The sequence below is a fragment of the Sphingobium sp. SA2 genome (genome assembly GCF_032227065.1).
Lineage (GTDB): Bacteria > Pseudomonadota > Alphaproteobacteria > Sphingomonadales > Sphingomonadaceae > Sphingobium.
This window is the reverse complement of the sequence record NZ_JAPMXX010000006.1, coordinates 3,030,343-3,047,307: the sequence shown is the minus strand read 5'-3', so window position 1 is coordinate 3,047,307 and position 16,965 is coordinate 3,030,343. Positions and strand designations below refer to the sequence as shown.

The following is a 16,965-nucleotide window of genomic DNA, read 5'->3' as shown; positions in this document are numbered from 1 at the left end:
GATCCCCCTCATCCAACTTCGCCTAACCGGCTGCGCCGGTAAGGCTTCTTATCCTTCTCCCTGCTGGGGAGAAGGTTTGAGGGTGTCATATCCCCAGCCATTCCAGCGCGCCGGGCAGGTCGTCGGCGCTATAGTCCAGTTGCAGGACGCGGCGGTGGCGGGGGGTACGGGCGGCGTCGGAGGCGTGGAGGATCGGCGTGGCGTAGAGCCAGATGTCGCCGCGATCCGCGAGGCAGGCATAGCTGCCGTGCCGTTCGACATGGGCGGCGATGGCGGGTTCGGCGATGCGGCCATGGCGGTGCGATCCGGGGGCGATAAGCAACGGCGCATTGTCGGCATCGACAGGATCGAGATGGATGCGCAAAGTCAGCATCCGGTCGAGCAGCGATTGCGGCGGGGCGACATGCTGGATGCCCGCCTTGATCGTCCAGGGGCCAAAGCCCGGCGTGTCGATCCGCTGGCGCACCGCGATGGTGCGGTCCTGATGCCAGCCCAGCGCCCAATTGGTCGCGGCGCTCTTGTCGAACAGGATGGCGCGGACGGGCTTTGCAGCCGCGCCCAGATAGGCGGCGGCGTGGTGGCCGATGGGACCGGTGGGCGCGAGTAGCGGGGCGATGGCGGTGAGGTGCGTCAGGCGCTGGCCGGGGCGGTCGGCGGGGAGCGATGCGAGCGCGGTTTCGAGGATGGTGAGCGTGTGGGCGTCGAGGGCGGCGGGGATGTGATGCGCGCCGTTGGTGGCGAGGGTGAGGGGTGTCAATTCGGCAAGGTCCAGTCGGCTGGCATGGGCACTTGCTCAAATTCCTTGCCTTGAAAGACCAAGCATTCAGCGGCGCCATCAAAACGGAACAGCACGATATGCGGGCGTGATTGGCCCTGAGAAGGTGTCGGCGGCGCGATCTGAATGCCCATTTGTCCTCTGTCGGCGAAGGATAGGCTGATGAGCACATAGGTATCGATTTGGTCGGGCGACTGGATAACGGCGACGACGTGCGCATCACCCCGGTCGGGATTGGCGAGGATGCGGACTTCATCAGCCCTTCCATCGCCATTCAGATCGGCTGTGATGGCGAGGAACCCGGTCTTGTCCGCCATACGTCTCTGTTGATGTCCGTCGGGCGGGAGGGTGTCCCTTGATAATTCGGCATAGCCCATGGCGATGAAGGCGATTTGTGGAAAATCGCCAGCCTGGGCGGCGGTGGGCAAGACAGCCGTGCACAACAGCAGACGGATAACCGAGCGGAGAATCATGCGTAAACAGCAATGGTTTGTGGGGCGGTTGTGAAGCAAGGGCGCGGGCGCGGTTCCCCCTCTTCCAACTGCGCCTAACCGGCATAGCCGGTAAGGCTTTGTATCCTTCTCCCCGCTGGGGAGAAGGTTTGTTTTTTGTAGGGCGGTCCCATCCGGGGCCGCCCTTTTTTGTGTTTTCTAGCGGGAGAATGACATGACGGATGCTTTGGAGAGCAGCTTTGATGCGGTGGTGCAGGGGGAGCGGATTGCGGCTTTGGAGGCGGATTTGGGGGCTTTGCGAGTGGCGATGCAGCGGCCGGCGTTGGATGGGGTGAAGGGCGGGGTTGTTGATCCGGCGCGCAGTGCTTTTGTCGATCGTTATGTGCGGCAGGGGCTGGAAGCGGGGGTGGAACTGAAGAGCTTTTCCGGCGCGACCGGCGCGGCCGGGGGCTATGCGGTGCCGCGCGAGATTGATCAGTTGATCGGGACGACGCTCAAATCGCTGTCGCCGATCCGCGCCATCGCCAATGTCGTGCGGACGGGGACGGCGGGCTATCGCAAGCTGGTGAGCGCGGGCGGCATCGTGTCGGGCTGGGCGAGCGAGACGGGCGCGCGGGCCGAGACGGGGACGCCGGTCTTCAACGAGATCGTGCCGCCGTCGGGCGAGTTGTTCGCCAATCCGGCGGCAAGCCAGGCGATGCTGGACGATGCGCAGTTCGATGTCGAGGGCTGGCTGGCGAGCGAGATTGCGCGGGAATTTGCGGTGGCGGAAGGGGCGGCCTTCGTTACCGGCAATGGGACGAACAAGCCCAAGGGGTTCCTGACCTATACGACCACCAATGAGGCGGACGCGGTGCGCGCGTTCGGGTCGCTGCAATATGTGGCGTCGGGGGCGGCGGGGGCTTTTGCCGCATCCAGCCCGCAGGACCGGCTGATCGACCTGGTGCAGAGTTTGCGCGCGCCCTATCGGCAGGGGGCGTGTTTCGTGATGAACTCGGCGACGCTGGCGGTGATCCGCAAGATGAAGACGAGCGACGGGGCGTTCATCTGGCAGCCGGGGTTGAGTGCGGGGCAGCCCGCGACGTTGCTCGGCTATCCGGTGGTCGAGGCGGAGGATATGCCCGACATCGCGGCCAACAGCCTGTCGATCGCCTTTGGCAATTTCCAGGCGGGCTATGTCGTGGCCGAGCGCAACGAGACGAGCATCCTGCGCGATCCGTTCAGCAACAAGCCGTTCGTGCATTTCTATGCGGTCAGGCGGATCGGCGGGGGCGTGGCGAATAGCGAGGCGATCAAATTGATGCGGTTTGCGGCTTCGTAAGACGGGAGGTGGGGCACGCCCCACCCCAACCCCTCCCTGAAGGGGGGGGGGCTTTTTTTTGGTCTTTTTCTGGGGGGGGTGGGATGGGGATCAGTGATGGGATGCTGGCGGATCTGGTGCGGGAGGTTTGCCATGGGGGGCATGGGGCCGTTGCTGCTGGGTGGGGCGATGGCGGGGTTTCGCAGTTTTGATGCGGCGGTGGGGGGGGGGTGGCCTTTCCCTATGTGATCATGAACCTGGTCGATCCTGCGCAATGGGAGGCGGGGACCGGGACGCTGGATGGTGCGGGGCGGCTGGTGCGGGCGCCGGTGGCGTCTTCGGCGGGCGGGGCGGCGGTGGATTTTTCGGTGGGCGAGAAGTCCGTGGCGCTGACCGTGCATGCGGCCTGGCTGGAGGCGGTCGATACGCATGGCCATGGGATTGGCGAGATTGAGGGGCTTGGCGAGGCGCTGGCGGGGCGGCAGGCGGCGAGCGGGGAATTGGACGCGATTGCGGCGGTGAGCGGGACGGCGTTCGGCCGGGCCTTGCTGGGGCAGGCTGATGGCGCGGCGGTGCGCAGTCATGTGGGCGCGCTGGGCGCGAGTGGCGTGCAGCGGATGCGCGGGGCGGAGCTGCATATCAATACGCAGAGCGACGAGGATTATGCGCTGGAAGGGGCGATCGGCAAGGTGTCGGTGCAGACGCAGGCCATGTCGATCTTCATGGATGGCGGGCAGGCGAGCTTTCGCGTGCTGTCGTTCGGATCGCTGGCCAATAACCGGCTCTATCGCGCCAACGGCACGTTCGCGGCGCGCAGCGATGTCGTCACCAATGACGTGATCGGCGACTATAATGTGTGGGGGATGATCGGCGGGACGTTCGCCGAATTGTCGCGCATCCGCACGACGCTGACCGCCGCTGCGCCGGGGCCGACCAATCTGGCGTCGCGCATGAGTTTCCATGTCGGGCGCAACGGGTCGGCGGCGATGCAGGAGGCGTTGCGGCTGGAGCATCAGGCGCTGACCGCGTTCGGCTCGGTTGCGCCGTCCAATGACAATGGCTTTGCGCTGGGGAGCGCGGCGGCGCGCTGGTCGGTGGTCCATGCCGCGAGCGGGGCGATCAACACGTCCGATGCGCGGGTGAAGGACGATGTGGCGGCGGTCGGCGACGATCTGCTCGATGCCTGGGGCGCGGTCAACTGGCGGCAGTTTCGCTTTGCCGATGCGGTGGCGGCGAAGGGCGCGGGCGCGCGCTGGCATATCGGGCTGTTGGCGCAGCAGGTGCTCGACGCGATCGACGCGCAGCTGGGCGATGGCGCGGCGGTGCGGTTGGGGCTGCTGTGCCATGATGTCTGGGACGAGGGCGACCGGTGGGGGTTGCGCTATGATGAGTGCCTGGCGCTGGAGGCGGCGTGGCAGCGGCGGCGGATCGAGCGGATCGAGGTGCGGCTGGCGCTGCTGGAGGCGCAGGATGTTGCAGGGTGAGGCGCTGGGTGCGGGCGCAATCGGCGACCTGCGCGGTGGCGATGCGCCCTGGGGCGGCGCGTGGCGCGGCGGGGTGCGGCCGGGGCAGGGGATGCGGGTCGCGACGCGGCCTGCGCCCGACCGGCCGGAAGCGTTACGGGGGAGGATGATCCGATGAGCCTGATTGCCAAAGATCCGCAGGCGCGGATCGACCATGTCATCGACTGGTCCGCCTATCTGGCGGGGCAGAGCGTGATTGCGAGTGTGTGGAGCGTCCATCCGGCGGGCGGCCTGACCGTGGAGGAGGCCGCGTTCGAGCCGGGGCGGACCAGCGTGCGGGTGAGCGGTGGGGCGGTGGGGCAGCTCTATCGGCTGACCAACCGCGTCACCTTGTCCGACGGGCAGGTGGATGAGCGGTCGGTGACGGTCAGGGTGGAGGAACGTTGATGCTGGCGCAGGAGGAGAGCGGGGCGCTGGCTGCGTCGCTGGATGAACTCAAGGCCTATTTGCGGATCGAGACGGATGGGGAGGATGCGGTGCTGGCCGGGTTGCTGCGCAGCGCGGCGGCGCTGTGCGAGCAATTTGTCGGCCAGTGGCTGATCGTGCGCGGCGCGCGCGAGACGATGGCGGCGCGCCAGGGTTGGCAGCGGCTGGGCGCGCGGCCGGTGATGGCGATCGAGGGGGTGGAGGCGGTGGATGGCGAGGGGGTGACGCAGGCGCTGCCGGTCGATGCCTATGCGATCGACATCGATGCGGCGGGCGACGGCTGGGTGCGATCGACGCGGGCGGACGAGCGGCGGCGGCTGGCGGTACGCTATCGCGCGGGGATGGCGGCGGAGATGAACGGCCTGCCCGAATCGCTGCGGCAGGGGATCGTGCGGCTGGCGGCGGAGCATTTTATGGCGCGCGGGAATGAGGGCGGTGCGCCGCCCGCGGTGGTGAGCGCGCTGTGGCGGCCGTTCCGGCGGATGCGACTGGCATGAGGGCGGCGTTGATGCGGCGGGTCGAGGCGCGGGCGGCGCGCAGGCGGGTGGCGATTGCGGCGGCGCTGGTTGAGGCGGGCGTTGATGTGGCGATCGACGGTGAGGTGGTGCGGGTATCGGCGCGGGGTTTGCGGGCGCGCTGGTGGCGCGATCTGGCGCTGCGCGAGGCGGGGAGGACGGGGTCATGAGCGCGGAACTGGCGGTGCGCAGCGCGGTGATCGCGGCGTTGCGGGCGGACGGCGCGCTGATGGCGGGGCTGAACGCGCTTTATGATGGCGAGCCGGTGCGGGCGAGTGCGCCCTATGGCCATGTCGGCGACTGTATCGGCACCGATTGGGGCGGCAAACAGGTCGAGGGGCGCGAAGTGCGGCTGACCATCGGCTTGCAGGATGCGGGCGAGACGCCGGGGCGGCTGGCGGGGCTGATCGGGCGGATTGAGCCGGCGATTAGTGCGGTGCAGGCGCGTGAGGGGTGGCGGATCGTTACGGCGCGGCTGGTGCGGTCGCGGGTGATGCGGAGTGGCGGGCGACCGCCGAGCGGGTGGCAGGCGGTGATCGACTATCGGCTAAGGGCGGTTTGGGAGGGGGGCTAGGCGTCGCTTGTGGCTGGCGTCGAGCCCCCTCTCAACTGCGGCTAGGCAGCAAGCTGCCGAGCCTTCGTATCTCTCCCCGCTGGGGAGAGAGGGGGGTGGTCAGCCTGGGCGGTTATAGTCTTCATATTCAGCGGTGATCTTGTCGACATATTCGGCGATCTGGTCGTCGGCGTCGGCTTGTGCCGCCTTTTCCGACATGCCGTCGGCCTTGTCGGTGGCGACGATCGCGGCGCGGAAGGCGGCTTCCTTGTCGGCGCAGCTCTTCTTCATCTCGGATTGAAACTCGCCGAGCGGCAATTTCTTGTCGAGGCCGGGCTTCACCTGGGCGGACAGGCATTGCGAATAGGCCTTGCGGCCTGCGCCCACGGCGTCGGCCGAAGGGGCGGCGGCCAGCATCGTGACCAGCGACATAATCAGAAACATCGGGACTCTCCTGAACCTGCGTTTTGCACGCTTTGACTGATGAAAGGATGCGCCATGGGCGTCGAAAAAGGAAGTGCGTTTCTGTTGAAAGTGGGGGACGGCAACATCCCCGCAACATATGCGACCGTGGCGGGGATGCGGACTACGCAATTGTCCGTAAATGGCGAGGCGGTGAACATTACGTCCAAGGATTCGGGCGGATGGCGCGAATTGCTGTCGGGGGCGGGGGTTCGATCGGTCAGCGTGTCGGCGGCCGGGCTGTTCACCGGATCGGCAGCGGAGGTGCGCATCCGCAACCATGCGCTGTCGGGCACGATCGACCAATATGAGCTGAGTTTCGAGAGCGGCGAGCGGATGCGCGGGCGCTTTCTGGTGACGCGGCTCGACTATGCCGGGGATTATAATGGCGAGCGCAATTATGCGCTGAGCCTGGAAAGCTCCGGCGCGGTGGTGTCGGAATGAGCGGGGTGAATGCTGAGCGGGGCGAGGCGGCGTTGGAGATTGGCGGCGACGTTCTGGCGTTGCGGCCGAGTTTCGGGGCGCTGGTGGCGGCGGAAGCCGAACTGGGGCCGTTGTTCGACCTGGTCGAGCGGGCAGCGGACGGGAAATTGTCGCTGGGCGATATGGCGGCTTTGTTCTGGCACTGCCTGGTCGATCGCGAGCGGATGGACCGGGAGACGCTGGGCGAGGCAATGCTTGTCGTTGGGCTGGCGCGACTGACGCCGGTGCTGAAGGCGATTTTGCAGCAGATATTGGCGGGGAAATGACGCGCTTTGCCGAGGGCGCGCGGCGGCTGGCGGGGGTGGCCGGGTGGTTGCTTGGCTGGCGGCCGGAGGAGTTTTGGCGGGCGACGCCGGCGGAGCTGGCGGCGGTGCTGGGGCGGCGTTGGGGAGGACGCGGTTGAGGCTGGGGTGGATGGGGGGTGAGTTGGCGCGGTTGATGGGGTGATGCCGGATTGATCGGGCGTCGAGCCCCCCCTCTTCCAACTGCGCCCCCAAGCAAGCTGCCAAGGCTTCGTATCCTTCTCCCCGCCGGGGAGAAGGTTTTTTTTACAGGAGGCGCTGGTGGACGAGGAAATCGAGACGCTGGTGGTGCGGGTTCGGGCGGATAGGCAGGGGTTGAGCCGCGATGTCGAGGCGATGCGGGCGGGGCTGGAGGGGCCGTTGGGCGAGGGGGCCGAGCGGGCCGGACGGCGGATCGAGCGAGCAGGGCTGATGCGGGCGGTGCGGACCGGCAAGTTCGGGTTCGAGGATTTGCGGCGGATCGCGCTGTCGGTGCTGGACGAGATTGCGGCGGGCGCGGTGCGCGGCGCGCTCGGCGGGGGGGCGGTAGCAGCGGCGGCGGGCGGGCTGGTGAGTCTGGGCGCGTCGCTGCTGACGGCGGCGCTGGGGCTGCCAGGGCGGGCGACAGGCAGGCCGGTGGCGCCAGGGGCGCGCCCATATGGTGGGCGAGCGCGGGCCGGAGATGTTCGTGCCGACGAGCAGTGGCCAGGTGGTCGCGGGCGGCGGCGGTGCGCGCGATGTGCGGGTCAGCATCGCGGTCAATGGGCGCGGACAGGAGAGCGAGCCGCGCTTGCTGGCGCGGAGCGCGCGGCAGGTGGCGCGGGCGGTGAAGGGGGCGCTGGGCTGATGGGGCAACTTGATTATTGGCTGGCGGACGCGCGGCGGGGGCAGGAGACGCGCTTCCTCAAGCGGTTTGCGCCGACGCACTGGACCGTCAATTTCCCGCGCCCGATGATGGCGAGCGTGGTCACGACCGGCCCGGATTCCCTGCGGGTGGATGCGGTTTTTTATGGGTCGGGCGATCTGGCGGGGCTGATCTGGGACGCGGTGGACGGGTGGAGCCATCCGTTGCTGGCGCTTGAGACGGCACGGGATTTTCGCGACTGTGTGTTGCGGTTCCGCTGGCGCAGTGGCGGCGTGCGCAAGCTGGACGAGACGCATGGGCCGACGCTGACGATCGAGGGGCGGGACGCAAGCGGGGTGGCGCGCGCCTGGTATGTGCGTTTGTGGAATTATGCGAGCGGCGGGCCGGAAGATGCGGAGATCATATTGGATTTTGCCGCGCTGGAGGGTGGTTATCTGTTGCCCGACGAAAGCGATCCAGTGTGGGCGGGGGACATCGACCGGATGTTCATCTCGCTGGTGCCGCCCGACTATGATGAAGGTGCGACGCCCTTTGCCGTGGCACAGGAGGGCTGGGCCGACCTGACCGGGATGCGGTGCGACGGGGCGGGGTCGGTGCTGGTGGTGGGCGATGTGATGCTGCCGGAGCATGGGCTGGGAATCGCGACGGGCTATGATGATTGTTTCAACCAGACGCCGCAGCGGGTGGTCGAGGCGATCCATGCGCTGGGCTATCGCGGGGCGATCAACCATTATGTCGGGATGAGCCATTATTTCCGGCTCGAACGCGTGGACGACGGGCTATATGTCAGCCTGATCGGGGGCGCGCTGAATGCGCCCTGCGCGGCGTGGCACCGGGACTTTGCGGCGCAGGCCAGACGGCTGGGCTTCGATGTGATCTGGTCGCTGTCTTATGAATTGTTCGACGCGCATTGCTGGAACGATTGGAAGCAGCGGGCGGGCAATGGTGATCCGGCGCTGACCGGATGGGTGCCGCCATCGACATTGCTGTCGCCCGCGCATGGCGGGGCGATGGGCTATTTGCAGGCGGTAGCGCTAGCCTTTGTTTCCATAGGCTTGGCGGCGCTATTGCCGATCCGGTTTCAGGTCGGCGAGCCATGGTGGTGGGTGATGCCCGCCGATGGGCGCATATGCCTGTATGACGACGCGGCGCGGGCGGCCTTTGGCGGCGATCCGGTGGCGATCCCCGATGTGCGCGGGGAACTGGATGCGGCCCAATGCGCGCTGCTGGATCAGGCGGGGGCGCTGCTGGCGGCGTCGACGGCGGCGCTGTGTGCGGCGGTGAAGGCGGCGGTGCCGGAGGCAGTCACGCATTTGCTGGCCTATCTGCCGACGATATTGGACCCGCAGGCCCCGGAGGCGAAGCGGGCGAACATGCCGCTGGGCTGGGCAGCGCCTGCGTTCGATGTGCTGCAATTGGAAGATTATGACTGGGTGACCGAGGGGCGGCCTGCGCGGACGGCGCAGGGGGTGGCGCTGGCGACGGCGCGGCTGGGCTATCCGGTGGACGAGCAGCATTATCTGTCGGGCTTCGTGCTGTTGGGGAGCCAAGCGGCGCAGTGGCGGGAGATCGTGGCGGCGGCGCAGGCGTCGGTGGCGCGGGGGAGCGCGGCGACCTTCCTCTGGGCGCTGCCGCAGGTCTGCCGTGATGGCTTGACGCTTTTCAGGCGGGATGGGGAGGATGCGATGCAGGCCTTTGATGATGTGGTCTTTCCGTTGGGGATAGGGCGGGAGGCGAGTGTGTCGCCGGCCTTTTCGACGCAGATCGTGGAAAGCCCGTCCGGGCATGAGCGGCGCAGCAGCGATTGGGCCGATGCGCGATTGTCGTTCGATGCGGGGCCGGGGGTGCGGAGCGAGGCGGATATTGCCACGCTGATCGCCTTCTTTCGCGCGCGACGGGGCGCGGCGCGGGGGTTTCGCTTTGCCGATCCCTATGATGATCGCAGCGGTGCGCCGGGGAGTGTGCCGGGGCCGCTGGATCAAAGGCTGGGGGTTGGCGACGGGGTGCGGACGAGCTTCCCGTTGATGCGCCATTATGGGCTGGGCGCGGAGGCGCAGGGTCGGGTCATCACGCGGCCGGTGGCGGGGACGATCCGGGTGGCGGCCGATGGGGTCGAGATGAGCAGCGGATGGAATCATGCCGGGCTGGGGGTAATCGCGTTCGACGAGGCTCCGGCGGACGGCGTGCTGCTGACCGCCGGGTTCCGCTTCGATGTGCCGGTGCGCTTTGCCGAGGACCGGATCGACATCAACTGCGCGACCTTTGCGGCGGGGGAAGCGCCGTCGGTGCCGTTGGTGGAGATACGCGAATGAGCGTGGGGGAGAGTTTGGGCCAGCCGCTTGGCACCCTGGCCTTTTGCTGGCGGATCGAACGGCGGGACGGGGTGACGATCGGGCTGACCAGCCATGATCGCGACCTGATGATCGGCGGCCTCATCTACCGCGCCGCGCCGGGGATGACGCCATCGGCGATCCGCAGCGGCATCGGGCTGGATGGCGAGGATAGCGATGTCGGCGGGGCGCTGACGAGCGAGGCGATCAGCGAGGCGGACCTGATGGCGGGACGCTGGGACGGGGCGGCGCTGGAGTTGCGGCTGACGCAATGGGAGGAACCGGGGGCGCTGTGGCTGTTGCTGGCGTCGGGCGAGATGGGTGCGGTGGCGCGCAAGGGGGCGGCCTTTACCGCCGAGCTGGTCGGGGCGGCGGCGGTGCTGGGCGCGGCGGTGGTGCCATCGACAGCGCCCGATTGCCGGGCGCGGCTGGGCGACCGGGCGTGCCGGGTGGATATGGCCGGGCGGCGTCGGGTGGTGACGGTGACGGGCGTGGCGGATGCGGAGGTGGCGATCGGCGGGCTGACGGCGGGGGACTATGATTTTGGCACGTTGCGCTGGCTGGGCGGGGCCAATGCGGGACCGACGCAGGGGGTGGCGGATAATGATGCGGCGGGGGTGACGCTGACCAATCCGCCTGCTTTTGCGGTGGAGGCGGGGACGCTGGCGCTGCTGACGCAGGGGTGTGATCGGCAATTGGCGACTTGTGCCGGGCGCTTTGGCAATGCGGTCAATTTTCGCGGCGAGCCTTATCTGCCGGGGATGGACCTGTTGACCCGCTATCCCGGCGCATGAGCGGGGCGACACGGATCGTCGCGGCGGCGCGGGCGATGGTGGGCGTGCCGTTCCGGTTGCATGGGCGGAGCGAGGCGGGCGTGGATTGTGTCGGGCTGGCGGTTTTGGCGCTGGGACAGGATGGGGCTGGGCCGGTCGCTTATGGGTTGCGGAGCGGGGATGTCGGGCTGGCCGAGCGCTGGCTGGGCGCGGCGGGGCTGGTCCGGGTGGATCAGGGCGCGCCGGGCGACCTGGCGTTGGTGCGGCCGGGGCCGTTGCAACTGCATCTGATGATTTTGGTGCCGGGTGGTTTTGTCCATGCCCATGCGGGGTTGCGGCGCGTGGTCGAGATGCCTGGGGCTTCGCCCTGGCCGGTGATCGGTTGGTGGCGGGCGGAATGGGGCTGATGATGTGGGCGTCGCCCCGATCCTTCGATACGCTATTTCGACAAGCTCAATAGCTACTCAGGACGAACGGTTTTACTGAAATATAAAGGAAGCGGTCATGGCGACGGTGGTGCTGACGGCGGTGGGGACAGCGTTGGGCGGGCCGATCGGGGCGGCGATCGGCGCGGTGCTGGGCAATGTGATCGACCGGGAAATCCTGTTCAAGCCCAAGGGGCGCGAGGGGCCGCGCCTGCCCGACCTGCAAATCCAGACATCGACCTATGGCGCGCAAATTCCGCGCCTGTTCGGGACGATGCGGGTGGCGGGCACGGTGATCTGGGCGACCGACCTCAAGGAAGTGCGCAGCAAGAGCGGTGGCGGCAAGGGGCGGTCGAGCGTGGCCAGCTATAGCTATAGCGCGAGTTTTGCGGTGGCGTTGTCGGCGCGGGCGATCGGGTCGATCGGGCGGATCTGGGCCGATGGTAATTTGCTGCGCGGGGCGGCGGGGGATTTCAAGACCGAGTTGTCGGCCTTTCGCGTGCATCAGGGCGGCGAGGACCAGCCGGTCGATCCGCTGATCGCGTCGGCGCAAGGGGTGGCGATGACGCCCGCACATCGGGGGATGGCTTATGTGCTGTTCGAGGATCTGGCGCTGGCCGATTATGGCAATCGCATTCCGTCACTGACGTTCGAGGTGGTGGCGGATGTGGGGCCGGTGTCGGTGGGGGCGATTGCCGCTGATTTGAGCGACGGGGCGCTTGGCGGCGAGGGGCTGCCCGAAGTGGCGGGCTTTGCGGCGAGCGGCGGCGATGTGCGTGAGGCGATTGCGGCGCTGAGCGAGGTGCATGGGCTGGCGTTGCAGAGCGATGCGGGGGGATTGCGGCTGGCGGTGGCGGGTGGCGTAGCAGCCGCGCATGTCGATGGCGCGATGCTGGTGCGGCGGGTCAATGGGCGGGCGATGGACGCGGTCGAGCGATCGGCGGCGGCGGCCGAGACGGTGCCGGTGGCGCTATCGCCGCGCCATTATGATGGCGCGCGTGATTATCAGGGGGTGCAGCGGGTGATGCGACCGGGGCCGGGGCGGGGCGAGCGCGGCGTCGAACCGCTGCCTGCCGTGCTGGAGGCGGAGGCGCAGCGCAGGCCTGGCGGGTGCGCGGTTGCAGGCAGGATGGGCCGGGCGGGCGACGATGACGCTGCGGTGCGACTGGTCAGCGCTGGCGCTGGCGGTGGGCGCGGTGGTTAGCGTGGACGATGCGCCGGGGCTGTGGCGGATCGAGGAGCGCGAATGGGAGGGCATGGCGGTGCGGCTGGCGCTGGCGCGCCAGGTGCCGGGGGCCGGGCCGATGATGCCGGGCGCGGCGTCCTCCGGCGCGATCGTGCGCCAGGTGGATGCGCCCCGCATGGGGCGACGCATTTGGCGCTCGCCGAATTGCCGCCGTGCGTGAAGGGCTGGCCGATGGGCCGTTGATCGTGGCGGCGGCGAGCGGGGGGCGTGGGGTGGCGCAGCGCGGCGCTGTTCGTGTGATGAGCAGGACAGGCGAGGCGGTGCCGATCGGGCCGAGTGCGCCGCGCGCGGTGGTCGGCGCAGCGGAGACGGCCTTGCCGGTCGGGGAGCGCGGTGTTGGTGGATGCGCGTCATGCGCTGACCGTCGCGTTGCTGGCCGATGATATGGATGTGTTTCCGGCCGATGAGGCGGGATTGGCGCAGGACGGATCTGTGCCTGGTCGGGCGCGATTGATCCAGTTTGCCGGCGCGTCGAGGCGCTGGGGGGCTGGGCGGTTCGTGCTGAGCGGGTTGCGGCGGGGGCTGCGCGGGACCGAATGGGGCGATGGCGGGGCATGAGGCGGGCGAGGCTTTCCTGTTGATCGAGGAGGATCGGCTGGTCGAGCCGCTGACGGCGCTGGGCGGGCAGGGCGAGATCGGCGCGATGGTCGAGGTGCGTGCGGTGGGGCGCGGCGATGCGGTGCCGGTGGCGGCGATGCTGACGATCGGCGGTGACGCCGTGATGCCGCCTGCGCCGGTGCATCTGACCGCGCAGCCGACGGCGGACGGCTGGGCGTTCGGCTGGACACGGCGCAGCCGCAACGGGTGGCGCTGGGCGAGCGGGGGCGACGTGCCGCTGGGCGAGGAGAGCGAGCGCTATGCGGTGACGGTGCTGGATGGCGGGGCGGTGGCGCGGGCGGCGGAAAGCACGATGCCGCAATGGCAGTATGATGCGGCGATGATCGCGGCGGACGGGGTGGCTGGGCGCGCGCTGGTGTTGGACGTGCGGCAGGTGGGGACGCGGGCGATCGGGCGGGCGGCGCGGATCGATTTTACCGCCTGACATTGGCGGGACTTTATCGGGAGACGGGATATGGACGGAACGCCGCGATGGGCCTTGCCCTTTTTGTTCGCCGGGCAGGCGCAAAAGGAAATGTTCCACAATGAGGCGCTGGTGCGGATCGACGCGCTGGTTCACGGGGTCGCGCAGAGCGCGGACCTGGCCAGCCCGCCGGTTGCGCCGGAAATCGGCCAATGCTGGATCGTCGCTGAGGAGGCGGCGGGGGCGTGGGACGGGTATGACGGTGCGGTGGCGTTATGGACCGACGGCGGATGGCGATTTATCGCTCCGCAGGCGGGATTGCGGCTGTTGGTGGCGGATCGCGATCATGCACTGCAGCATGATGGCAGTGCGTGGCGCGGTGCTGCCGAGCGGGGCGACGGGCTGTATATCGACGAGCTGAAAGTCGTCGGGACGCGGCAACCGGGAATCGCAGCCCCGACCGGGGGCGAAACGATCGACGCGCAGGCGCGTAATAGCATCGCCTTGCTGCTGACTGCTTTGCGGGCACATGGCCTCATTCATTCGTAATTCTGTAACAATCCCATTTTTTTGTTGGGATGTTTACCTTTTAGCATTAGGGGGATGTCAAATAGCCTGAACCGTCCACGAACAGCGTGCTACTGCGCTATTTTTGCAACGGTTTCTCTATTTGTGGACTTGCCATGAAACCTTCTTCCCGATACAGGGTTTCAGCAGTCCTTCGTGACACTTTTGAAAGGGGAATTCAGATGCGGAAGCTTGCCCTCGCGGCTGCTCTTGCTACCACTGCCTTGGCCACCCCGGCTATGGCACGTGACGACAGCTGGTACATTGGCGTAGACGCCGGTGTGCTCCTGGTCGAAGACCAGAACATGACCTTCTCGGCTGTCCCTCCCGGCGGTTCGGTCGTTCCTGCGATCGACTACCACAAGGGTTATGACGTCGACGCCAACATCGGCTACGACTTTGGTGGTTTCCGCCTGGAGGCCGAAGCGGCCTACAAGCGCGCCAAGATCGATTTCGATCGTACCGGCGGCGGCTTCGGCGGCGCGGCTTCGGCTCTGTCGTTCATGCTGAACGGTTTGCTGGACTTCGGTCCCGATGACGGCCTGCAGGGCTTTGTCGGCGGTGGTGTTGGCGTTTCGCGCGCCAAGATCGCTTCGGACATCGTCAACGACAGCGACACCGGTTTTGCATGGCAGGCTCTGGCCGGCGTGCGTTACCCCGTCACCAACAATGTCGACGTTTCGCTCAAGTATCGTTTCTTCAACCAGGACGATATCAAGCTGATCCCGGCTTATCAGAGCATCTATGGCCAGGCCGGTTCGACCGCCGACACCCTGCTGCGCACGCACAGCCTGTTGCTGGGTCTGACCTACAACTTCGGTGCACCGGTTGAAGCGGCTCCTCCGCCGCCCCGCCGCCGCCCCCGCCGCCCCCGCCGCCTCCTCCGCCGCCGCCTCCGGTCGCGGAATGCAGCCCCGGACCGTACATCGTGTTCTTCGAATGGGACAAGTCGGACGTCACGCCTGACGCCGCCACCATCCTGGACAACGCGGTTTCGGCCTACAGCAACTGCGGCAGCGCCCAGGTCATGCTGGCAGGTTATGCGGACAAGTCGGGTTCGGCTTCGTACAACGTCGGTCTGTCGCAGCGTCGCGCTGACGCCGTTAAGGCATACATGGCGTCGAAGGGTATCCCTGACGGCGTGATGACGACCCAGGCGTTCGGTGAAACGAACCCCCGCGTCGAAACCGCCGACGGCGTTCGCGAACTGCAGAACCGTCGCGTGGAAATCACCTACGGTCCCGGTTCGGGCATGTAAGATTTTCCGTCCTTCGGGATGGAGAATGGATGAGGGGCTGGTCGCAAGACCAGCCCCTTTTTCTTTGCGTCTGGAGTTGTGGGTGCCGAGTGGTTCGGGCGCGGCATAGGCGAGATCGCCTTGTCTGATGGCTGAGCGCAGTGAAGAGACCATTGGACGTTGTGCTCCGGCCGAAGCCGGTTCCATGCTCCGGACTGGACCTCGGCATTCGCCGGGGAATGGGATCTATCAGTTACGATCGGGGTCGACGGATAGCCGGGAGCGGGGTGGTTTGCTTCCATGGTGTTGCCAACCCTGGACCGGGAAGCGCGGGCTGAGATGGCGGATGGGTATCTGGTCGTGCCGACAGTAAATCGCGCTGGCGGTCTGTGTCTGCTATCTTTATTCCGTATGCGTCACGACAAGGGGCGATGATTTGCAACAAAATGACCTGTTGTAGCGTTCGCCCAGTCAGTATCGTCTCACCGGGAGTATATTATGCATTTCAAGCCCCTGCTTTTCGCCCTTCCCCTCGCCATGGCCGCGACGGGTTGTGCCACCATGTCGGACAGCACATCGAGCGCCGCGCCGATGGCGGGGGCCAAGCTGATGGCGGGCGACGGCGCCGCGCGGGGCGAGGCGATGATCACGCAGGCGGCCGATGGGCTGCATGTCGTGGTCAAGGCGATGGGCCTGACGCCCGGCACGCATGCTGTCCATATCCACACAACGGGCACCTGCACCGGCCCCGATTTCACCAGCGCGGGCGGCCACTGGAACCCGACCAATCGCCAGCATGGCAAGGATAATCCGGCGGGTATGCATATGGGCGACATGCCCAATATGCTGGCCGGACCGGACGGCACGGGCGAGATCGAATATCATGTTGCGGGCGGCATGATCAGCGGTGGGGCGATGCCGTTGATGGATGCCGATGGCGCGGCGGTCGTGATTCATGCGCAGGCGGACGATAATAAGAGCGATCCGGCCGGTAATGCGGGCGGGCGCATCGCCTGCGGGGTTATCGCCGCCAAGTGATGCTGTGGCGCGGCGGGCCTGGCCTGCCGCGCTTCAATCTTGGAAATCGCCTTCGCCGACATGGGCGCCGAAACGGGCGATCGCGTGATAGCTGGCCCCGTCATGGCCGAGATGGCTTTCGAACAGGGCAAAGCTGTCGACTACAAAGGGCGGGCTGGTCAAGGCAGCGTGGCGGGCGAGGAACGGGTCGAGCAGACCGCCGCCCCGGCCAAAGCGCGCCAGCGTGATATGCGGCCGATAAGCGCGGCCTTCGGGCGGCAAGCCGATGGCGACGCAGGCGCGGTCGATCTTGCGGTGCAGGCTGGCGAGGGGATCGCGCGGTTCGACCCCGGCCCACAGGGTGTCGACCACGCCCTTGCGATCGAAGAGGCCGACCCCCGCGACAGCGACGTCGAAGGGCGTAAAGCGGATCAGGCGGAGCGCATCGACAAGGTCGTTGGCGCGATGACGATCCACTTCGCCGACGAAGCGCAGGGTGAGATGGAGTTGGGCATCGCTTTGCCACCGGGCACCGGCTACGTCCGCCATGATGGCGAGCAGCGCGGCACGATGGCTGGCAGGAGGGCGGACGGCGACGAACAGGCGATGCATGGGGCCGTGATAGCGTTTAGCGAACGCCCGCGCCAATTGTAACGTAAGAATGCTGCTGCACCCCGGACTTGAATATGCCGGGCAAAAGGGCGATAATAGAGG

The 16,965-nt window shown here is 67.4% G+C and carries 23 protein-coding genes and 2 pseudogenes; 21 read left to right on the top strand and 4 right to left on the bottom strand.

From position 1 onward, the window contains the following. Nucleotides 1-85: 85 nt before the first annotated feature. Together OVY48_RS22335 and OVY48_RS22330 are read right to left on the bottom strand one after the other, a co-directional pair. Nucleotides 86-757, bottom strand: coding sequence for a phytanoyl-CoA dioxygenase family protein (locus OVY48_RS22335; protein WP_313924500.1), 672 nt, complete (start codon nucleotides 755-757; stop codon nucleotides 86-88). After that, the gene (locus OVY48_RS22330; RefSeq protein ID WP_313924499.1) at nucleotides 754-1,248 is read right to left on the bottom strand and encodes a hypothetical protein; all 495 of its coding nucleotides are present in this window, start codon (nucleotides 1,246-1,248) and stop codon (nucleotides 754-756) included. The genes OVY48_RS22335 and OVY48_RS22330 overlap by 4 nt, the downstream gene beginning before the upstream one ends. A 193-nt stretch (nucleotides 1,249-1,441) precedes the next feature. Between OVY48_RS22330 and OVY48_RS22325 the strand changes: the two genes are divergently transcribed. The 7 genes from OVY48_RS22325 (at nucleotide 1,442) to OVY48_RS22295 (ending at nucleotide 5,565) form a co-directional block, all read left to right on the top strand. Then, nucleotides 1,442-2,548: a phage major capsid protein gene (locus tag OVY48_RS22325; RefSeq protein WP_313924498.1), complete on the top strand. Its 1,107-nt coding sequence runs from the start codon at nucleotides 1,442-1,444 to the stop codon at nucleotides 2,546-2,548. 209 nt (nucleotides 2,549-2,757) lie between these two features. Then, on the top strand, nucleotides 2,758-4,011 hold the full coding sequence (locus tag OVY48_RS22320; RefSeq protein ID WP_313924497.1) for a tail fiber domain-containing protein: 1,254 nt from the start codon (nucleotides 2,758-2,760) through the stop codon (nucleotides 4,009-4,011). After that, complete coding sequence (locus OVY48_RS22315; protein WP_313924496.1) at nucleotides 3,998-4,168, top strand: hypothetical protein; 171 nt, start codon at nucleotides 3,998-4,000, stop codon at nucleotides 4,166-4,168. Before OVY48_RS22320 ends, OVY48_RS22315 begins: the two co-directional genes overlap by 14 nt. Then, nucleotides 4,165-4,437 (top strand): hypothetical protein, encoded by a 273-nt coding sequence (locus OVY48_RS22310; RefSeq protein ID WP_313924495.1) that lies wholly within the window; start codon nucleotides 4,165-4,167, stop codon nucleotides 4,435-4,437. The genes OVY48_RS22315 and OVY48_RS22310 overlap by 4 nt, the downstream gene beginning before the upstream one ends. Next, the gene (locus tag OVY48_RS22305; protein WP_313924494.1) at nucleotides 4,437-4,973 is read left to right on the top strand and encodes a head-tail connector protein; all 537 of its coding nucleotides are present in this window, start codon (nucleotides 4,437-4,439) and stop codon (nucleotides 4,971-4,973) included. Before OVY48_RS22310 ends, OVY48_RS22305 begins: the two co-directional genes overlap by 1 nt. Then, nucleotides 4,970-5,161, top strand: a complete 192-nt coding sequence (locus OVY48_RS22300) for a hypothetical protein (protein WP_313924493.1) — start codon at nucleotides 4,970-4,972, stop codon at nucleotides 5,159-5,161. Before OVY48_RS22305 ends, OVY48_RS22300 begins: the two co-directional genes overlap by 4 nt. Next, nucleotides 5,158-5,565 carry a DUF3168 domain-containing protein gene (locus OVY48_RS22295; RefSeq protein ID WP_313924492.1) on the top strand — a complete coding sequence of 136 codons (408 nt, stop codon included), beginning with the start codon at nucleotides 5,158-5,160 and terminating at the stop codon, nucleotides 5,563-5,565. The genes OVY48_RS22300 and OVY48_RS22295 overlap by 4 nt, the downstream gene beginning before the upstream one ends. Before the next feature lie 99 nt (nucleotides 5,566-5,664). On the opposite strand, the gene OVY48_RS22290 is transcribed toward OVY48_RS22295, so the two are convergent. Continuing rightward, a complete protein-coding gene (locus OVY48_RS22290) occupies nucleotides 5,665-5,988 on the bottom strand; it encodes a hypothetical protein (protein ID WP_313924491.1) in 324 nt (107 codons plus the stop codon). Between the two features lie 54 nt (nucleotides 5,989-6,042). On the opposite strand from OVY48_RS22290, the gene OVY48_RS22285 reads away from it, so the two are divergent. The 14 genes and pseudogenes from OVY48_RS22285 to OVY48_RS22220 all read left to right on the top strand — a co-directional run bounded on the left by OVY48_RS22285 (nucleotide 6,043) and on the right by OVY48_RS22220 (nucleotide 16,272). Next, nucleotides 6,043-6,450 (top strand): phage tail tube protein, encoded by a 408-nt coding sequence (locus tag OVY48_RS22285; RefSeq protein WP_043155645.1) that lies wholly within the window; start codon nucleotides 6,043-6,045, stop codon nucleotides 6,448-6,450. Next, nucleotides 6,447-6,755 carry a gene transfer agent family protein gene (locus OVY48_RS22280; RefSeq protein ID WP_313924490.1) on the top strand — a complete coding sequence of 103 codons (309 nt, stop codon included), beginning with the start codon at nucleotides 6,447-6,449 and terminating at the stop codon, nucleotides 6,753-6,755. The genes OVY48_RS22285 and OVY48_RS22280 overlap by 4 nt, the downstream gene beginning before the upstream one ends. Continuing rightward, the gene (locus OVY48_RS22275; RefSeq protein WP_409593589.1) at nucleotides 6,752-6,892 is read left to right on the top strand and encodes a phage tail assembly chaperone; all 141 of its coding nucleotides are present in this window, start codon (nucleotides 6,752-6,754) and stop codon (nucleotides 6,890-6,892) included. The genes OVY48_RS22280 and OVY48_RS22275 overlap by 4 nt, the downstream gene beginning before the upstream one ends. Before the next feature lie 160 nt (nucleotides 6,893-7,052). Further along, nucleotides 7,053-7,617 (top strand): annotated as a pseudogene (locus OVY48_RS22270) (tail tape measure protein). Continuing rightward, nucleotides 7,617-9,947 (top strand): DUF2460 domain-containing protein, encoded by a 2,331-nt coding sequence (locus OVY48_RS22265; protein ID WP_313924489.1) that lies wholly within the window; start codon nucleotides 7,617-7,619, stop codon nucleotides 9,945-9,947. Before OVY48_RS22270 ends, OVY48_RS22265 begins: the two are co-directional and overlap by 1 nt. Beyond that, nucleotides 9,944-10,759, top strand: a complete 816-nt coding sequence (locus tag OVY48_RS22260) for a DUF2163 domain-containing protein (RefSeq protein WP_313924488.1) — start codon at nucleotides 9,944-9,946, stop codon at nucleotides 10,757-10,759. The genes OVY48_RS22265 and OVY48_RS22260 overlap by 4 nt, the downstream gene beginning before the upstream one ends. Beyond that, nucleotides 10,756-11,145: a peptidoglycan endopeptidase gene (locus tag OVY48_RS22255; RefSeq protein ID WP_313924487.1), complete on the top strand. Its 390-nt coding sequence runs from the start codon at nucleotides 10,756-10,758 to the stop codon at nucleotides 11,143-11,145. Before OVY48_RS22260 ends, OVY48_RS22255 begins: the two co-directional genes overlap by 4 nt. A 97-nt stretch (nucleotides 11,146-11,242) precedes the next feature. Further along, complete coding sequence (locus OVY48_RS22250) at nucleotides 11,243-12,367, top strand: phage tail protein (RefSeq protein ID WP_313924486.1); 1,125 nt, start codon at nucleotides 11,243-11,245, stop codon at nucleotides 12,365-12,367. Continuing rightward, on the top strand, nucleotides 12,312-12,569 hold the full coding sequence (locus tag OVY48_RS22245; RefSeq protein ID WP_313924485.1) for a hypothetical protein: 258 nt from the start codon (nucleotides 12,312-12,314) through the stop codon (nucleotides 12,567-12,569). Before OVY48_RS22250 ends, OVY48_RS22245 begins: the two co-directional genes overlap by 56 nt. Before the next feature lie 176 nt (nucleotides 12,570-12,745). Then, nucleotides 12,746-12,967 carry a hypothetical protein gene (locus OVY48_RS22240; protein WP_313924484.1) on the top strand — a complete coding sequence of 74 codons (222 nt, stop codon included), beginning with the start codon at nucleotides 12,746-12,748 and terminating at the stop codon, nucleotides 12,965-12,967. Further along, a complete protein-coding gene (locus OVY48_RS22235) occupies nucleotides 12,954-13,451 on the top strand; it encodes a hypothetical protein (RefSeq protein ID WP_313924483.1) in 498 nt (165 codons plus the stop codon). Before OVY48_RS22240 ends, OVY48_RS22235 begins: the two co-directional genes overlap by 14 nt. A gap of 30 nt (nucleotides 13,452-13,481) precedes the next feature. Further along, nucleotides 13,482-13,979: a DUF2793 domain-containing protein gene (locus OVY48_RS22230; protein WP_313924482.1), complete on the top strand. Its 498-nt coding sequence runs from the start codon at nucleotides 13,482-13,484 to the stop codon at nucleotides 13,977-13,979. Between the two features lie 200 nt (nucleotides 13,980-14,179). Further along, nucleotides 14,180-15,255: pseudogene (locus OVY48_RS22225) on the top strand (OmpA family protein). Nucleotides 15,256-15,732: 477 nt separating this feature from the next. After that, on the top strand, nucleotides 15,733-16,272 hold the full coding sequence (locus tag OVY48_RS22220; protein ID WP_313924481.1) for a superoxide dismutase family protein: 540 nt from the start codon (nucleotides 15,733-15,735) through the stop codon (nucleotides 16,270-16,272). Between the two features lie 33 nt (nucleotides 16,273-16,305). Here OVY48_RS22220 and thpR read toward each other — a convergent pair whose 3' ends face one another. Then, nucleotides 16,306-16,863 (bottom strand): RNA 2',3'-cyclic phosphodiesterase, encoded by a 558-nt coding sequence (gene thpR / locus OVY48_RS22215; protein ID WP_069064961.1) that lies wholly within the window; start codon nucleotides 16,861-16,863, stop codon nucleotides 16,306-16,308. Nucleotides 16,864-16,965: the final 102 nt, after the last annotated feature.

Excerpts from the sequence above, each read along its gene's own strand:
- OVY48_RS22285 (WP_043155645.1), top strand. The coding sequence starts at position 6,043 with ATGGGCGTCGAAAAAGGAAGTGCGTTTCTGTTGAAAGTGGGGGACGGC.
- OVY48_RS22230 (WP_313924482.1), top strand. The coding sequence starts at position 13,482 with ATGGACGGAACGCCGCGATGGGCCTTGCCCTTTTTGTTCGCCGGGCAG.
- OVY48_RS22275 (WP_409593589.1), top strand. The coding sequence starts at position 6,752 with ATGACGCGCTTTGCCGAGGGCGCGCGGCGGCTGGCGGGGGTGGCCGGG.
- OVY48_RS22255 (WP_313924487.1), top strand. The coding sequence starts at position 10,756 with ATGAGCGGGGCGACACGGATCGTCGCGGCGGCGCGGGCGATGGTGGGC.
- OVY48_RS22250 (WP_313924486.1), top strand. The coding sequence starts at position 11,243 with ATGGCGACGGTGGTGCTGACGGCGGTGGGGACAGCGTTGGGCGGGCCG.
- OVY48_RS22300 (WP_313924493.1), top strand. The coding sequence starts at position 4,970 with ATGAGGGCGGCGTTGATGCGGCGGGTCGAGGCGCGGGCGGCGCGCAGG.
- OVY48_RS22260 (WP_313924488.1), top strand. The coding sequence starts at position 9,944 with ATGAGCGTGGGGGAGAGTTTGGGCCAGCCGCTTGGCACCCTGGCCTTT.
- OVY48_RS22315 (WP_313924496.1), top strand. The coding sequence starts at position 3,998 with ATGTTGCAGGGTGAGGCGCTGGGTGCGGGCGCAATCGGCGACCTGCGC.
- OVY48_RS22330 (WP_313924499.1), bottom strand. The coding sequence starts at position 1,248 with ATGATTCTCCGCTCGGTTATCCGTCTGCTGTTGTGCACGGCTGTCTTG.
- OVY48_RS22245 (WP_313924485.1), top strand. The coding sequence starts at position 12,312 with ATGACGCTGCGGTGCGACTGGTCAGCGCTGGCGCTGGCGGTGGGCGCG.
- thpR (WP_069064961.1), bottom strand. The coding sequence starts at position 16,863 with ATGCATCGCCTGTTCGTCGCCGTCCGCCCTCCTGCCAGCCATCGTGCC.
- OVY48_RS22290 (WP_313924491.1), bottom strand. The coding sequence starts at position 5,988 with ATGTTTCTGATTATGTCGCTGGTCACGATGCTGGCCGCCGCCCCTTCG.
- OVY48_RS22310 (WP_313924495.1), top strand. The coding sequence starts at position 4,165 with ATGAGCCTGATTGCCAAAGATCCGCAGGCGCGGATCGACCATGTCATC.
- OVY48_RS22220 (WP_313924481.1), top strand. The coding sequence starts at position 15,733 with ATGCATTTCAAGCCCCTGCTTTTCGCCCTTCCCCTCGCCATGGCCGCG.
- OVY48_RS22235 (WP_313924483.1), top strand. The coding sequence starts at position 12,954 with ATGGCGGGGCATGAGGCGGGCGAGGCTTTCCTGTTGATCGAGGAGGAT.
- OVY48_RS22295 (WP_313924492.1), top strand. The coding sequence starts at position 5,158 with ATGAGCGCGGAACTGGCGGTGCGCAGCGCGGTGATCGCGGCGTTGCGG.
- OVY48_RS22305 (WP_313924494.1), top strand. The coding sequence starts at position 4,437 with ATGCTGGCGCAGGAGGAGAGCGGGGCGCTGGCTGCGTCGCTGGATGAA.
- OVY48_RS22280 (WP_313924490.1), top strand. The coding sequence starts at position 6,447 with ATGAGCGGGGTGAATGCTGAGCGGGGCGAGGCGGCGTTGGAGATTGGC.
- OVY48_RS22325 (WP_313924498.1), top strand. The coding sequence starts at position 1,442 with ATGACGGATGCTTTGGAGAGCAGCTTTGATGCGGTGGTGCAGGGGGAG.
- OVY48_RS22265 (WP_313924489.1), top strand. The coding sequence starts at position 7,617 with ATGGGGCAACTTGATTATTGGCTGGCGGACGCGCGGCGGGGGCAGGAG.